The organism is Cupriavidus sp. SK-3 (assembly GCF_000611145.1).
Taxonomy (GTDB): domain Bacteria; phylum Pseudomonadota; class Gammaproteobacteria; order Burkholderiales; family Burkholderiaceae; genus Cupriavidus.
On the sequence record NZ_JFJV02000262.1, the window covers coordinates 15,155 to 31,048 of the forward strand.

General features: G+C 66.9%; 12 protein-coding genes. 4 read left to right on the forward strand and 8 right to left on the reverse strand.

Translation table 11 applies throughout. The features are described 5' to 3' along the window. Positions 1-7: 7 nt before the first annotated feature. The 3 genes from CF70_RS27745 to CF70_RS27755 all read right to left on the reverse strand — a co-directional run bounded on the left by CF70_RS27745 (position 8) and on the right by CF70_RS27755 (position 2,976). On the reverse strand, positions 8-421 hold the full coding sequence (locus CF70_RS27745) for a DoxX family protein (RefSeq protein WP_051649119.1): 414 nt from the start codon (positions 419-421) through the stop codon (positions 8-10). Between the two features lie 89 nt (positions 422-510). After that, complete coding sequence (locus CF70_RS27750; protein WP_081862388.1) at positions 511-2,073, reverse strand: zinc dependent phospholipase C family protein; 1,563 nt, start codon at positions 2,071-2,073, stop codon at positions 511-513. 213 nt (positions 2,074-2,286) lie between these two features. Then, positions 2,287-2,976 carry an HAD family hydrolase gene (locus CF70_RS27755; protein WP_035872764.1) on the reverse strand — a complete coding sequence of 230 codons (690 nt, stop codon included), beginning with the start codon at positions 2,974-2,976 and terminating at the stop codon, positions 2,287-2,289. A gap of 219 nt (positions 2,977-3,195) precedes the next feature. Between CF70_RS27755 and CF70_RS27760 the strand changes: the two genes are divergently transcribed. Further along, the gene (locus CF70_RS27760; protein WP_035872765.1) at positions 3,196-5,571 is read left to right on the forward strand and encodes a DNA polymerase II; all 2,376 of its coding nucleotides are present in this window, start codon (positions 3,196-3,198) and stop codon (positions 5,569-5,571) included. A gap of 3 nt (positions 5,572-5,574) precedes the next feature. On the opposite strand, the gene CF70_RS27765 is transcribed toward CF70_RS27760, so the two are convergent. Both CF70_RS27765 and CF70_RS27770 read right to left on the reverse strand, forming a co-directional pair. Further along, positions 5,575-6,906, reverse strand: a complete 1,332-nt coding sequence (locus CF70_RS27765) for an MATE family efflux transporter (RefSeq protein ID WP_035872767.1) — start codon at positions 6,904-6,906, stop codon at positions 5,575-5,577. A 60-nt stretch (positions 6,907-6,966) separates the two neighbouring features. Further along, a complete protein-coding gene (locus tag CF70_RS27770) occupies positions 6,967-8,253 on the reverse strand; it encodes an MFS transporter (RefSeq protein WP_035872769.1) in 1,287 nt (428 codons plus the stop codon). Between the two features lie 565 nt (positions 8,254-8,818). Between CF70_RS27770 and CF70_RS38350 the strand changes: the two genes are divergently transcribed. After that, positions 8,819-9,172, forward strand: a complete 354-nt coding sequence (locus CF70_RS38350) for a TetR-like C-terminal domain-containing protein (RefSeq protein WP_235185237.1) — start codon at positions 8,819-8,821, stop codon at positions 9,170-9,172. A 41-nt stretch (positions 9,173-9,213) separates the two neighbouring features. On the opposite strand, the gene CF70_RS27780 is transcribed toward CF70_RS38350, so the two are convergent. From CF70_RS27780 to CF70_RS27790, 3 genes are all read right to left on the reverse strand, one after another. Further along, positions 9,214-10,608: an aldehyde dehydrogenase family protein gene (locus CF70_RS27780; protein ID WP_200876822.1), complete on the reverse strand. Its 1,395-nt coding sequence runs from the start codon at positions 10,606-10,608 to the stop codon at positions 9,214-9,216. A gap of 59 nt (positions 10,609-10,667) precedes the next feature. After that, positions 10,668-12,089: a carotenoid oxygenase family protein gene (locus CF70_RS27785; RefSeq protein ID WP_051649121.1), complete on the reverse strand. Its 1,422-nt coding sequence runs from the start codon at positions 12,087-12,089 to the stop codon at positions 10,668-10,670. Between the two features lie 91 nt (positions 12,090-12,180). Further along, positions 12,181-13,689, reverse strand: a complete 1,509-nt coding sequence (locus CF70_RS27790; protein WP_035872773.1) for an AMP-binding protein — start codon at positions 13,687-13,689, stop codon at positions 12,181-12,183. 439 nt (positions 13,690-14,128) lie between these two features. Between CF70_RS27790 and CF70_RS27795 the strand changes: the two genes are divergently transcribed. Continuing rightward, on the forward strand, positions 14,129-14,638 hold the full coding sequence (locus CF70_RS27795) for a sigma-70 family RNA polymerase sigma factor (protein ID WP_035872775.1): 510 nt from the start codon (positions 14,129-14,131) through the stop codon (positions 14,636-14,638). After that, a complete protein-coding gene (locus CF70_RS27800; RefSeq protein ID WP_235185233.1) occupies positions 14,631-15,665 on the forward strand; it encodes a FecR domain-containing protein in 1,035 nt (344 codons plus the stop codon). Before CF70_RS27795 ends, CF70_RS27800 begins: the two co-directional genes overlap by 8 nt. Positions 15,666-15,894: the final 229 nt, after the last annotated feature.

The window sequence follows — 15,894 nt, forward strand, 5'->3', positions numbered from 1 at the left end:
CAACGGTTCATCTCTGCCTGCGTGATGATTCGATCGCGAATACAACCAGCATGCCACCCAGGATTGAGACGTTCTTCAGGATGTGGTTGAGCTGGTTTGCAACGTCTGAGGGATCGGCGCGCCAGAACCAATGGAAGATCAGGGTCGTGGGGACCAGGAACAGCGCAAGAACCAGTGCGCCCCATCGCGCGTTCCAGCCCGTGGCAAGGGTAAGGCCGGCGCCAACTTCGATCGCGATGGTTAGTATCAGCAGCAGGCCCGGCAGCGGCAGTTCGGCGCTGGCAATCCACGCGGAGTAGCCCGCGAAGCTGCCGATCTTCAATAACCCCGAAATCAGAAAGAGAGAGCCAAGCAGGGCGCGGCCGACAGCGTACAGTCGCGAAACGGTCGTGGGCGTGAGGGAAATTGTGGACGTGGCCATGATGATTCTCGGATATCGACGGAGGAAGAAACTTGAAATTCATCGAACGACTTCACTCGGGCAGCCTCGGCGGCAGGCGCTGATCGCCATCAGCGGTACAGGCCCGTGGCGGGGTCCAGCGGCGAGTACTCCCGCGGGGCAAGGCGCAAGCGGTCGAGCGCCTCGTCCGGCTGAAACCTGGTGCTGCCGTTGCGCGCCGCCGGGCAGGCCAGCATAAGATCAATGGCGCGGGCCGACGGCGCCGCGCTGAGCACACATTGCGCGTCCATGCGAAAAGCGGTCTGCTGCCATCGGAAGTTCACTGGGCGGCAGGAATCGGCCTGGGCGGCGGAGGCCGGTGTCGTCTGTGCCGGCGTTGCCGCGCCATCCGCCCGCGGCGGCGGCGCGAGATCCCACAGCCAGTACCGTTCGATCAACGCCTGCGCGGCCGACGGCGGGCGCGCGGCGCACGAAAGGGTCCGCATCGGCTCGCTGGCGGCATGGCGCACGCAGACCCCGGCGGGCTGGTAACCATGCCAGTCACGGAACGCGCTGGTCACGATGGCCTCAGGATGCGCCGGATCGCAGCGGTCAGCGGGCGCAGCACCGAGGCGGCGATAGGCGACGTCCGCATGCGCGTACTGGCCCCCGACCGAGGGCAGGTTGGTATCGAGGTTGTAGTTGGCGAGCGGTCCCTTGCCCGCGTAGCGCAAGGCGGCCGTGACCTTGTCGATCGAGGCCTGGTAGATCGTTGCCAGGCCGGCGTGGTTGGCCAGCTGGATGCCCTCGGCGGCCAGTTGGTAGGAGGCGGGGTCTTTCTGCGCGCTCGTGACCTTGACGGTCTGCACCATCCTCTTGCACGCGTCGAGCATCGTGCGCAGGTCGGCGGTCCGCGCGGGACCTTCGCCGTACGTCGCCTGGGCAGGCTGGCAGACGCTGTCACTGACGTGGTAGAGGAAGGTGAGGATGGTAGCGTAGTCCGGCACCAGTATCGCGCCCGCCTTGCCGTAGGTCATCTCCGCGGCCATGGCCAGCACGTACGCCGCTCGCTCGACGAGGCGGCTCTCGCCGCCGCCCACAATCAAGCTGGTGGCCACGCGGACGGTGCCGTAGCGAAGGTCGTAAACGGAGAAAGCCCCGAGTTCGAGCCGCTTGTGCATGGGAATGTCCATTTCGTAGGCGACGCGCGTCAATGCCTTGTCGTGGTTCCTGGCCGACAGCGTAGCCACGGCGACGTTGGTGCCCTCGTGATGTCCCACACGATCCGCCCAGTAGTGGGATCGCACCCCCGCGAGGAAGGCGATCATCGCCGGATCGTCACCGTACTTTGCACAAGTCGTCTTGACGAGGTTGCCGATGTAGTTGCCGGTGCCGACGTAGTGCATCAGGTCGCTGAACTGTTCGGTGCCCTGGGTGATGTAGCCGATATCGCTGATGACAGCGCCCAGGCCCGCGGCGAGCGCGATTTCCTGCCGGGTCAGGTCCAGCGCGCCAGGCTTGAAGGTGTGCTGACCGGATTGGCCGTCGCACAGGCCGGCGCCGAGCGACGGCCATGCCGCTTCCATGACTCGCCAGTGCCCTGTCCAGCCGTAGCCCCAGACCGGCTGGCATATCGCAAGGCACAGCCAGACGATGGTCACGAGGCGACAGGCGTTGAGACGTGACGGGTGCATGACGGGCTCCTTGCGACACGCCGGCCGTGATCGGCCGCGATGCGGGCAGCATGGAAGGGCAACACCCGGCACTTATTTATAGGCGGCGGCAGACCTGCGCGCAATGCGCAAAAAAATGCCCATTTGCTGAAGCGCCCGGATCACCAGGCGGTGGTGGGCGTCGCGACCGGTTGGCTCATTGCCGCACTGGCGCGGACGCTACACGCGCCACAGTCAGGCAATGACCAGCGGCCCGGCCTGCTCGGCAACGGGCCAGCCCCGTTCCTCCGCGATGGCGCGCAGGCGCGGGTCCGGCGCTACCACGACCGGATGGCTGACATGTTCCAGCAGCGGCAGGTCATTGAGCGAATCCGAATAGAACAGGGTGCGCTCGAATTCCTCCCAGCGCCGCTCGATCGCGGCCAGCCAGTCGGCCACCCGGCCCACCTTGCCGGCGCCGAAGCTCGGCACGCCGATCATCTCGCCGCTGAAGCGGGCCAGCGGGCCGTCGCCGACGGTGGCAGCCTGCGAGGCCACCAGGTGCTCCACGCCGAAGCTGTCGGCAAAGCCGCGCGCGACGAAGTCGTTGGTGGCGGTCACGATGCAGCACAGGTCGCCCGCGGCGCGATGCTGGTCCACCAGTTCGCGTGCCGGCGCCGGGATGCGGTCGGCAATGCTGGCGATAAAGGCGCTGCGCCACGCTTCGAGGTCGCCGCGGTCGTAGCGGGCCAGGAAGGACATGCAAAAGCGCTGGAAGGCGTGGATATCCAGCTTGCCGTCAAGGTAGTCCTGGGCGAAGCGCTGGTTCTGCGGGGCGAATTCGGCTTCGTCCAGCACGCCGCGCTGCATCAGGTAACGCAGCCAGGTGGAGCCGCTGTCGAAGGGAATCAGGGTGTGGTCAAGGTCAAACAGTACGAGTTGCATGTGCGGTACGGGTAACGATGAAGTCGGGAATGGCAAAATCACGCACATGATACGGTGTCGGCGCGGGCGCGCGCGGAAGCCGCACGCAAGTGCGCCGCACGAAATCGTCCTGAATCCGGAATCCGCGACTGTCAGCTGACTTATCCTGACATGGCGGCCCGCCCGCCAACGACCAGTAAAATAGCCGCCCCAGGTTGGGCAGGTTCTCAAAGGCAGCAGGTGGCGCAACGACAACAGGGTTTTCTTCTGACACGACACTGGCGCGATACGCCCGCCGGCACGGAGGTCGAGTTCTGGCTGGCAACCGATAGCGGCCCGCGGCATATCCGCCTGGCCCCACAGCCCTCGGTGGCGTTCATCCCCGCCGAACACCGCCAGAGGGCCGAAATCGTCCTGCATGGCGAGCGCCAGGCCGAACTGCGCGAACTGCCGCTGCGCGATTTCCACCGCCGCCCGGTACTGGGGCTGTATTGCCAGCAGCATCGCCAGCTGATCAAGCTGGAAAGGCAGCTGAAGGAGGCCGGCGTCAGCGTCTACGAGGCCGATATCCGTCCCCCGGAACGCTACCTGATGGAGCGGTTCATCACCGCACCGGTCTGGTTTGCCGGCGAACCCGGCGAATCCGCAGGGCATGCTCCCTTGCTCAACAGCCAGATGAAGCCGGCGCCGGCATATCGGCCACGGCTGAAGCTGGTGTCGCTGGATATCGAAACCACCGCCCACGGCGATCTGTATTCCATCGCGCTCGAAGGCTGCGGCCAGCGCCAGGTGTATATGCTTGGCCCGCCGAACGGCGACGACAGCGGGCTCGACTTCAGCCTGGAGTACTGCGCCACCCACGCGCTGATGCTGGAAAAGCTGAACCAATGGCTGGCGGTGCATGACCCCGATGCCATCATCGGCTGGAACGTGGTGCAGTTCGATTTGCGCGTCCTGCAAAAGCACGCGGACCGCTATCAGGTTCCGCTGGCGTTCGGCCGCGGCGGCAGCCTGCTCGAATGGCGCGAGCACGGGTTCAAGGAGAACCATTTCTTTGCCTCCGCCGCCGGCCGCCTGATTATCGACGGCATCGAGGCACTGCGGTCCGCCACCTGGAATTTCCCGTCCTTCAGCCTGGAGAACGTCGCCCAGACCTTGCTGGGCGAGGGGAAATCCATCGACAACCCGTATCAGCGGATGGCGGAAATCGACCGCCGCTTCGCCGAGGACAAGCCGGCACTGGCACGCTACAACCTGAAGGACTGCGAGCTGGTGACGCGGATCTTCGCCAAGACCGAGTTGCTGACCTTCCTGCTGGAACGCGCCGCGGTCACCGGGCTGCCCGCGGACCGCAGCGGCGGCTCCGTCGCGGCCTTTACGCACCTGTACATGCCGCTGATGCACCGCCAGGGCTATGTGGCGCCGAACCTGGGCGAGGTGCCGGAGGGAGGGAGCCCCGGCGGCTTCGTCATGGATTCGCAACCTGGCCTGTACGACTCGGTGCTGGTGCTGGACTACAAGAGCCTGTACCCCTCGATCATCCGCACCTTCCTGATCGATCCGCTCGGACTGGTGGAAGGGCTGGACGACCCATCGGACGCGAATTCGGTGCCGGGCTTCCGCGGCGCGCGCTTCTCGCGCACAAAGCACTGCCTGCCCGCCATCGTCAGCCAGATCTGGCAAGGCCGGGAGGCCGCGAAACGCGAGCAGAACAAGCCGCTGTCGCAGGCGCTGAAGATCATCATGAATGCGTTCTACGGCGTGCTGGGATCGAGCGTCTGCCGCTTTTTCGATCCCCGCCTGGCGTCCTCCATCACAATGCGCGGGCACGAGATCATGCACCGGACGCGCGAACTGATCGAGGCCCAGGGCTACCAGGTCATCTACGGCGACACCGATTCCACCTTTGTCTGGCTGAAACAGCCGCATTCGGAGGAGCAGGCTGCAAAGATCGGCCGCATGCTCGTCCAGCATGTGAACCAGTGGTGGCAGCAGCATCTGCAACAGCAGTTCGGCCTGGAAAGCGCGCTGGAACTGGAGTTCGAGACCCATTACCGCCGCTTCCTGATGCCGACCGTGCGCGGTGCCGAGCAGGGCAGCAAGAAGCGCTACGCGGGGCTGGTCGCCAAGGCGGACGGTAGCGAGGAGATGGTCTACAAGGGGCTGGAAACGGTACGCACCGACTGGACGCCGCTGGCGCAACAATTCCAGCAAGAGCTGTATCAGCGCATTTTCAAGAAACAGCCGTACCGGGAGTACGTGCAGGACTACGTTGCCCGCACCTTGAACGGCGAGTTCGAAGCGTTGCTGGTGTACCGCAAGCGGCTGCGCCGAACCCTGGAAGACTACCAGCGCAACGTGCCGCCGCACGTCCGCGCGGCGCGCGTCGCCGATGCGTTCAATCGCAAGGAAGGGCGGCCATTGCAGTACCAGAACGGCGGCTGGATCAGCTATGTGATGACCGTCGCGGGCCCGGAGCCGCTTGAGACGCGGCGCTCCGCGATTGATTATGAGCATTACCTGAGCCGGCAGCTGCAGCCGGTGGCCGATGCCATATTGCCTTTCATGGGCGATGCGTTCGAGACCCTGGTGACGCGGCAAAGGGCGTTGTTCTGACGCTCAGCAACTGCCCAGACGGCTGGCCTCGATGCGCGGCAGCACCCGCGCCAGGGTGATGCCGCGCACTGCCATGAACAGCAACAGCGCCGCCCACAATCCGTCATTCCCGAACGGCCCCGCCAGCGTAACCGCGGCCAGCATGAACGCCCCGAACGAGAGCGCCATCGAATGCATCAGGTCGCGGGTGCAGGTCGCGCCAATGAAAACGCCATCCAGCAGGAACCCCCAGACCGAAACCAGCGGCAACGCGACCGCCCACGGCAGGAAGCGCACAGCGGCGTCGCGCACCGCCGGCTGGTCGGTCAGGCACGCGACGATCCATTCGCCGGCGCAGGCATAAACGAGCGAAAAACCCATCGCGCCGACCACCGCCCAGATCATCGTGACCCGGACCGCGCGCCGGAATGCGTGGCGGTCCCGCGTGCCGATGGCCGCCCCGACCAGCGCCTCTGCCGCATGCGCGAAACCATCCAGCGCGTACGCCATGAAGGTCTGGAAGTTGAGCAGCAGCGCATTGGCCGCGAGGATGACGTCGCCCTGCCTGGCGCCGGCATGCGCGAACCAGCCAAAGCTGGCGATCAGGCAAAGGGTCCGGACAAAGATGTCGCGATTGAGGCAGACCAGTTGCCGCAGTTCGTGCGCGTCGGCAATCGCCGCCCAGCGCAGCGCCGGCAGGCCGCGGGGACGCAGCCGCCACAGCAACGCGGCGCCCAGCACGAAGCCGCACGCGTCGGCGGTTGCGGTGGCCGCGCCAATGCCCGCGATGCCCCAGTCGAACACATAGACGAAGAGCAGCACCGCGGCGATGTTCACCGCATTGATGAACAGCTGGGTCAGCAAGGCGAGCCGCACGTGCTGGCAGCCAAGCAGGTAGCCGAGCACGACATAGTTGCACAAGGCGAAAGGCGCAGCCCAGATCCGCGCGTGGCTGTAGGCGCGCGCGTGGTGCTGAAGCGTATCGCTGCCGCCGATCAGCCCCAGCGCGGTCGTGATCAGCGGCATCCGCACCGCCAGCACGCCGGCGCCGATGACAGCCGCCAGCAGCAGCGCGCGTACCACCGTCGCGCGCAGCGCCGCCCCGTCCCGGGCGCCGAACGCCTGCGCGACGAGGCCCGTGGTGCCCATGCGCAGGAAACCAAAACCCCAGAACACAAAGCTGAAGAACAACCCGCCCGCGGCGACCCCGCCCAGGTAGGCCGGGTCCGGCAGGTGGCCGGCAACGGCGGTGTCGACCGCGCCGAGGATGGGCTGCGTCAGGTTGGCCAGGATGATGGGGAACGCCAGCGACAGGACGCGGCGGTGCCAGCCGGAAACCGGGAGGGGCGCGGCCACGCCTGGCGGGCTGCTGGCGGTGCGGGAAGGGGGGCTGTCGGTGTCTGGCACGGTGCGGGGCTATTCCAGCTCGACGCCCTTGAGTTCGGGGATGAGAAAGAGCGTGGTGATCATGTCCAGCACGTAGAGGCTGGCCAGCAGGGCGATGGCCACCTGGAAGGAATAGGTAGCCGCCAGGGTGCCGACCACGATGGGCCCGAAGCCGCCGATGCCCCGCCCGATGTTGAACAGCACGTTCTGCGCGGTGGCGCGCGCCGCCGTGGGATAGGCTTCCGAGATCAGCGCGCCGTAGCCGCCGATCATGCCGTTGACGAACAGGCCCATGACCGCGCCGGCCCAGAGCAGGGTGACGGGGTCGGACATCCTGGAATAGGCGATCACCATCGCCACCGCGCCCGCCTGGAAGATCAGGAAGCTGGGCTTGCGGCCGATGCGGTCGGCCAGCTGGCCGAAGAGGTAGACACCGATCATCATCCCGACGATGGTGACCGAGGTCCACAAGGCCGATTTGGTCAGCGAGAAGCCCAGGGTCCTGGACAGATAGGTCGGCAGCCAGATCATGATCCCGTAGTAGCCGAAATTCTGGACCGAGCACAGGATCACGATGCCGATGCTGGTCCGCGTGGCACGGCCATCGGCGACCAGCAGCCTGAATGCGTTTGCCTTGTTGCTCCCCTTGTTGTTCCTCTTGTTGCTCCTCTTGTGCGTATCCGCATGGCGCACGAACAATTCCGGCTCATGCAGCTTGTTGCGCACGAACCAGGCCACCAGCGCCGGCACCACGCCGAGCAGGAACATGCCGCGCCAGCCGATATGGGGCAGCAGCAGCGGCGTCAGCAAGGACGCCAGCAGCACGCCGCTCTGCCAGCCCAGCGCCACATACGACGAGACGCGCGCACGCTTGCTGGCGGGCCAGGCTTCGGCGGCCAGCGCCATGCCGATGCCGAACTCGCCGCCCAGGCCGATGCCGGCGATGGTGCGGTAGGCCAGCAGGTCCCAGAAGCCCTGGGCGAAAGCGCACAGGCCGGTGAAGACCGCGAAGAGGACGATGGTCCAGGTCAGCACGCGCACCCGGCCATAGCGGTCGCTCAGCGCGCCGAAGAGGATGCCGCCGCCGACGGCGCCGATCAGCGTCCACGTCACCAACGCGCCCGATTGCCCGGTGGAGAGGCCCAGGCTCAGGCTGATGGCCGGCAGCATGAAACCGAGGATCAGCAAATCGAACCCGTCCATGGCGTAGCCGAGCGCGGAACCCGCCAGCGCCTTCCAGGCATAGGGCGAGGTGCGCGCGGGCTGCGAGGGCAGGGCACCGGAAGGGGAGACCGATGCATTTGCGTTGACTTCCATTGGGCGTTCCTCTATGCCTTTGTTGAGCCTGTCCGGTGGTGCGGCATCGAAGCCGGCGCCCCGTCTCATTTTGTAGACTGCATGGGTAAAAAATTGCCGCATGGATATTGCCACAAGCGGTCATCGGCTGGTGATCTGCTTGTTGTCTTCGCCCCCCGCCGGGCTCCCCGTGCCCGGCATGGCATTTGATATACACTGCGCTCCCATGAAAAAGCCAGCAACAGAACGCAGCGACGCACCGGCAAAGCGTGGCATGTCCAAAGGCGGCACGACCAAGCCCGAGGGGCAATGGCACCACGGCGACCTGCGTGCTTCGCTGATCGCATGGGGCACGCACCTGCTCGATACCGAGGGGATCGCGGGCATGAGCATGCGCACGGCCGCCAGGCTCGCCGGGGTTTCGCCGGGGGCGCCGGCGTATCATTTCAAGGACAGGAACGGGCTGCTGGCCGCCATTGCGGCCCAGGCGTTTCGCGACCTGGTGTCGTTCCGCCGCAGCCGCGTGGAGACGGTCGACCCGGCCGATGCGGCGGGCCGCCTGCGCGCGGNCCGCTTGCGCGCGGTCATGCTTGGCTATGTGGAATTCGCGCAGGCGCATCCGGCGCGGTTCCATTTGATGTTCGGGCCGGAGATCGAGCAGCGGGAGCAGTATCCGGAACTGGTGGAGGCGGGCGCGGCTTCGTTCCAGGTGCTCAGGAACGCCATCGGGCCCTGCATCCAGGGCGCCAGCCTCGGTGCGCTGACCGAGGAGCAACTGGCCTTCTCGGTCTGGGCCGCCACCCACGGCCTGGCCACGCTGACCATCGACCGCCGCAAGGTGCCGGTTGCCTCCACGCAGCAGCCCACCGCCGAACAGCTGGCCGACATCGTTGTGCAGTTCTGCCTTGCGGCATTGCGCGGCTCGACGCAATCGCGCTAGCCGGTTGCCACGCCGCCGCGGGCCGGCGGCGGCGTTCCCGCTCAGCCCACCAGCACCTTGAGTTGCGTGAATTCCGCCAGGCCTTGCTCGCCCAGTTCGGCGCCGATGCCTGACTGGCGCGCGCCGCCAAAAGGAATGTCAGGCGACACCACGAAATGCGTGTTCACCCAGACGCTGCCGGCGTCGATGCGATGCGCGATGCCCAGCGCCGCCTCCCGGTCGCTGGACCAGACCGAGGCACCGAGTCCATAGGGCGACTGGTTGACCTGTTCGATCACGGCCTCCACATCGGCGTAGCGGATGACGGGCAGTACCGGGCCGAACTGCTCTTCATCGACGATACGGTCGCCATCCTTCACGTCGCAGACAATGGCCGGGCGGATGAAATACCCCGGGCGGTCCAGGCCATCCCCGCCCGTGACGATACGGCCACGGGCGCGGGTGTCGGCCAGCAGGGCATTGATATGGTCGAACTGGCGCCGGTTCTGCAGCGGGCCCAGCTTCACGCCAGGTTGCAGCCCCTCGCCAACCTGCGTGTCCTGCGCCAGGGCGGCGAGCGCGCCGACAAGGCGGTCGTGCAGGCTCTCGTGCACGTACACGCGCTTGATCGCGGCGCAGGTCTGCCCGTTGTTCATGAAGGCGCTGCGGAACAGTTGCGGTGCGATCTGGCCGATATTGGCGTCCGCCAGCACGATGGCGGGATCGTTGCCGCCCAGCTCCAGTGTCAGCCGCTTCAGCGTGTCGGCGGCGTTGCGCATGACCGCGCGGCCCGTGGCGGTGGAGCCGGTGAAGGAGATCTTGCGCACGCCGGGATGGCTGGTGAGCATGGGGCCAAGCTCGCCGGCGTCGCCCAGCACGTTGATCACGCCGGGCGGGAAGGCGTCTTTCACCAGCGCGGCCCAACGCAGCGTTGTCAGCGGCGTGGTGGGGGCCGGCTTGAGTACCACCGTATTGCCGGTCAGCAGCGCGGCGGGCAGCTTGAATCCCATCAGGACGATGGGATAGTTCCAGGGCACGATGGCCCCGACCACGCCAAGCGGCTCGCGCCGGAGCTGCGCCCGGCCTGACGCTGGCGCGCTGGGGGTGAGTACCGCGGGCGCCAGCGCCGCATGGTAGTCGAAGAGACCCGCGCATAGCGCGAGTTCACCCTGCGCGTCAGCCAGCGGCTTGCCCTGCTCCCGCGACAGCAGGTGGGCGAGTTCCTGCGCGTTGGCGCGGGTCAGTTCGGCCGCTTTGGCGAGCGCCGCCTGGCGTTGTGCCAGCGGCATGGCGCGCCAGGCCGGAAACGCCCGCCCGGCGGCCGCGACGGCCTGGTCGAGTTGCGCGCGCGATGCGGCGGGGGCGGTGGCGATGACTTGCTCGGTTGCGGGATTGATGACGTCCAGCGCGAGGTCGCCGGCCACGAGCCGGCCATCGATAAGCAGGGAGAGATCCATGATGCGTTCGTGCGTCCTGAAGGTGTCGGGCAAGGAAGGGCGGTGGCGGCGCTCCGGCCTCAGCCGGCGGGACGCCAGTTGCCGTGGAAGCCGGCAGGCACCCGGTGCGACAGGTGGATCAGCGCGACGGGCCCGGCCGACAACGCCTTCGCATTGAAGACCGCCAGGTCGCTGCGGTTCTCCGCGGCGCGCCAGATCGTGGCAAGCAGCCAGCCATCGCCCTCGCCGGCATCGGCATGGCGCGGGACGAAGATCGGCTCGCCGCACTTGTCGCCGGCTGGCGGCTGGTATTGCGCCTCCTGCCCGCTGGCCACGTCGATATGCACCAGCCCGCTGCGCAGGGCGTCGCCCTTGCCGCTCGCGGAGATGTCGCCGCCGCAGTAGTAGCCATGCCGGTAGGGCAGCGTGGCAAAGCGCTCGTCGAGCCGGGGAAACTCGCCCGGCGTATCGCCGAGCGGTTGCTCCCTGTAGGAGCCGGATTTGCCGGCCACATCGAATGTCCAGCGGACCAGGCGCGCGGCGGGGGCGCCGCTGGAGATCTTCTGCCCGTCCGGGCCAGGGAACAGCGGCGGCACGTCGTACTTCATCATGTCGCAGACGATGCCGCCATCCGGTGCGTCGTAGGCGTTCATCGGATGGAACACATAGCACGGATCGCCGGTGAACCAGCGCACATCCGCCGCCGTGCCGTTGCGCGGGAGGATGCCGATGTGCGTGCCCTTGCCGGGTTCCCAGGCATACGGCGGCCGCCCGCTGCTTGCGCGCTCCATCGAGCCGGTCAGCGGGAAGATCGGGAAAATGACATGCGTCTGCGTCACCACGAAGTCATGCACCATGCTCGGGAACGGCGCGACGATATGCACGGAGCGCTGCAACTGGCCGGCCTTGTCCACGACATGCAGCATGAGGTCCGGCGTGAAGGGACCGCGGGCGGCATAGCCGAAGAAGACCATTTCGCCATTGACGGGGTCGATCTTGGGGTGGGCCGTCATGGGGCCGGAGAGCTTGTCGCCGAAAGTCTGGTAGCCGCGCGGCGCCAGCGACACGGGATCGACTTCGAATGGCGCATGCACTTCTTCGAGCGCCAGCAAGCGCCCGCCATGCCAGACCACATTGGTATTGGCGACCGTGGAGTTCAGCTCCAGCAGCCTGGGCTCCGTCAGGTGGCGGCTCGACAGCGATCCCGACATGCCCTCGCCGTTGGCGTGCTCCATTTCCCATTTCGGCGTGCGCACCCAGCGGTTGCGGTAGGACACCCGTCCGCTGTCGAACTGGAAGGCGTGCAGCATGCCGTCGCCGGAAAACCAGTGATACCGGCCGCGCGGCGCGAACTGCGGGTTGGGCCCGTTGCGATAGTAAGTGCCGCGCAGCGTGGCCGGTACCTCTCCAGTGACCGGGAGGTTGGGCGCATCGCACTCGGCGTGCAGCGGTGCGAAGTAGCCGGAGAGGTAGGGTTCGTCCGTGGGGAAAGCCTTGGCCATGTGGGGTGTCTCCGTTTTGCTTGTTGTTGTGTGGTGATGGTGGTGATGGTGGCGATCGTGGTGGTGTCCGGGCGGGAAATGCGCGAGCCGCTCAGATGGCGCGCGCCTGGTCCTGCCAGTGCGGCTCGCGCAGCCGCCGCTTGAAGATCTTGCCGGTGTCTTCGCGCGGCAGGGATTCGTGGATCTCGACAATGCGCGGCACCTTGTAGTTGGCGATCCGCTCGCGCAGGAACGCCTGCACGTCGGCGCCCTCGACCTGATGGCCGGGGCGGAGCTGGATCGCGGCTGCGAGGCCTTCGCCGAACTCCGCGTCGGGAATGCCGAAGACCGCGCAGTCGGCGATGCCCGGCATGGTCTGCAGCACCGACTCGATCTCCGCCGGATAGATGTTCACGCCGCCCGAGATGACCATGTCGGCCTTGCGGTCGCAGATATGGAGAAAACCGTCGTCGTCCAGGTAGCCCATGTCGCCCAGCGTGATCAGCCCGTCGCGCTCCACCGCCTGGCGCGCTTCAGGCCGGTTGATATAGGTGAAATCGGGCAGGGCGTGCTGGCGCACGTAGATCAGGCCGATCTCCCGTGGCGGCAGTGCGTTGCCTTGCTCGTCCAGGATCCGGACCTCGGCGTCCGGCAGCGGACTGCCCGCCGAGCCCGGGTGCCGGAGCCAGCTGGCGGAATCGGCAAACGTGGTGTAGCCCGCCTCGCTCGATCCGTAGGCCTCGGTGATGACCGGGCCCAGCCAGCCGATCATCGCCTGCTTGAGCGGAACGGGACAGGGCGAACCGGTCGATGCCACCTGCCGCAGCGCGGACAGGTCATGCCGCGCGCGGACCTCCGGCTCCAGCGCCAGCAGGCGCTGGTACATGGTCGGCACCAGGTAGGCATGGGTGACCTTGTGCTGTTGCAGCAGTGCGAGCGTGCGCAATGCGTCGAAGCTGGGCTCCAGCACCACCGTGGCGCCGAGATTGCAGAAGTGCGAGACGTAGGCCATCGCCGCGCTGTGATAGATCGGCGCGCACAGGTAGGCGGTGACATCCTTGCCGGTGCCATAGACGATGCTGGTGATCCGCTGCAGCCGTTGCTCCATGGCGGCGCGGTCCCCGGGCGGCCCCGGGATGCGGCGCACGCCTTTGGGTTTGCCGGTGGTGCCGGAGGTGTAGGTGATCGCGCTGTGCGCCGTGCTGGTCCTCGCCGGCATGGCCGGCAGGCCGGACCCGAAATCGGCCCAATTGTGCGTGCGCGGGCCGGTGGACCGCGCGGCGCCGCGCGAGACCGCGATGACATCGACGCCTTCGGGTATGCCTTCCCGGATCTGATCGAGCAGGTCCGCGTCGACGATCAGCGCGCGGGCCCCGCTGTCCGCGAGGATATGGTTGGCTTCGAGCGCCTTGAAGTGCCAGTTGATGGAGGCGAGATAGAGGCCAGCCTGGCGGCAAGCCAGCAGCAGCGCAACGTACTCCGGGCTGTTGCGGAGCATGGCGGCGACGGTGTCGCCTTCCTTGCAATCCAGCGCGTGCAGGCCGGCGAGAACTCGCCGGATCTCCGCCTGCATCCACCCGGCCGAATACTGCCGCCCGTCAAACCATAGTGTCGGAACCATTGCGTCTCCTGTCCTTGGTGTTCGCGCTAGCCATGCGGCGCGATTGGATTTGCCTGAATCACTTTGCCACCTTGCTCAAACTATGCAGTGATCAGTTCGGGACTCTAGCAGGCAGATGGCGGGGGTGCAAGGAGGTCTTATGCGGGGGGAGGGGGGGTGCCGTAAGCCGCCGGAGTGGGCGGCATCAGGCAGTTGGCGGGGCTGGTCCCGAGGGCAGGAGTGGTATCCAGCAGGAGACGTCTGGATTGATCCACGGCGGATCGTCTGATTTTCCTGACCCGGAATTCCAGGCGGGGGTCGGATCGAACCAAACGCCTCGGCAATTTCTCCTCCCCGGAAAGTTGTACCAGTGGAATCGCTTGTACTATAATGCGAACAATTCTCATTTAAGTTCATCGAAGTTTGGCCGCGCCAGACCCGTCATCATCAGGAATGCAGCATGGCTGCCGCCGAATCCGCTCTCCAGCAGCACGTCCATACCCTCTATAGCGAGCACAACCGCTGGCTCCAGGGATGGCTGCGCCGCAAGCTGGGCAACGCCTGCGATGCGGCCGACCTGGCGCAGGATGTATTTCTCCGCCTGCTCCACCGGCAGCCCGCCGATATCCGGGAGCCGCGCACCTACCTGAGCACGATCGCGCGCGGGCTGGTCATCGAGCACTGGCGGCGCCGGGAGCTGGAGCTGGCCTGGCTGGAGACGCTGGCGCAGTTGCCGCCGGCCCACGCGCCGTCGCCCGAGAGCCGGATGCTCTTCCTGGAAACCCTGATCGCCATCGACCGCGTCCTCGATGCGCTCAAGCCGCAGGTGCGCACGGCATTCCTGTGGGCCCAGCTGGAAGGGTTGACCTGCCGGCAGATCGCGGAGCGCCTCGGGGTGTCGCTGGCGACCGCCGAACGCCATGTCGCGGCGGCGCTGCGGCATTGCTACGCTTTACGCTTCGGTGACTGATCCCGCCGGCCCGGCGGGGAAATCGCCCGCGCCCGAATCCCCGATTCCCGCCCGCATCGTCGACCAGGCCATCACCTGGACGATCCAGCTCGACTTCGGCGAGCCCACCGCCAGCACGCGCGAGGCGTTTGCGCAGTGGCTCGCCGCGGACCCGCTGCACGAGCTTGCCTGGCAGCGGATGCAGGCGTTGCGGGACGATTTCTCCGGCATGCCGCCGGCACTTGCCCTGGATACGCTGCAAACCGCCGGCGCGCGGCGCGGCGCCAGCGGGCTGAGGCGCCGGCAGGCGCTGAAGGTGCTGGCGCTGGCCGGTATCTCGGTGGTGGCCGTGCAGGGCGTGCGCGAGCTGGCGCCATGGCAGCGCCTGCTTGCCGATACCAGCACCGCTACCGGCGAACAGCGCACTGTGCGGCTGGACGATGGCAGCACCATCGTGCTCAACACGGATACCGCCATCAGCACCGGACTGGGCGGCGAGCGCCGCCTGGTCACGCTGCGGCGCGGCGAGATCCTGGTCACCACGGGATATGACGATCGCTTTGCCGCCGCCAGCGGGGCGGCGCGGCCGTTCTGGGTGCAAACGCCGTTCGGCAGCCTGCGCGCGCTGGGCACGCGCTTCGTGGTCCGCATCGGGGACGGGCGCGCCCGGGTCAGCGTGCAGGAGGGCGCCGTTGCCTTGTATCCGTCGACGGGGGGAACCGGCGACGTGGCCCAGGCGGGTACGAGCTGGTGGCTGGCTAATGGCGGCAGCGCGCCGGCACCGGCGCAGACCTTCGATGCGGATGGCTGGGCCAGCGGCGTCATCGCCGGCAAGGACATGCGCCTGGCCGACGTGCTGGCCGAGCTTGCGCGTTATCGCACGGGCCGCATCGTCTGCGATCCGCGCGTGGCGGACCTGCGCATCTCCGGGGCCTATCACCTGCGCGACACCGATCAGACGCTGCGTTTCCTGGCGCAGTCGCAGCCGGTTGCCGTCGTCTACCGCACGCGCTTCTGGGTCACGGTGGAGCCTGCCGGAGGCAGCTAGGCGCCATGCCAGCCATGCCAGAAGAAAAGGGTTCATCCGTTTTTCCTGTGGGTCGATTCATCGCCGGGCTAGATCCAGCACCGCCGTAGCTCCCCTCTCCCATTTGATGGGAGAGGGGAGCAAACCAGTGATTTTCTGCCGGCGACTCGCACTCGCATGCAGTACACACACGAAAGTCCGAAGCACAAAAAAATTCAGGAAAATTTGAGGGGATTTCGATTCTCGACCG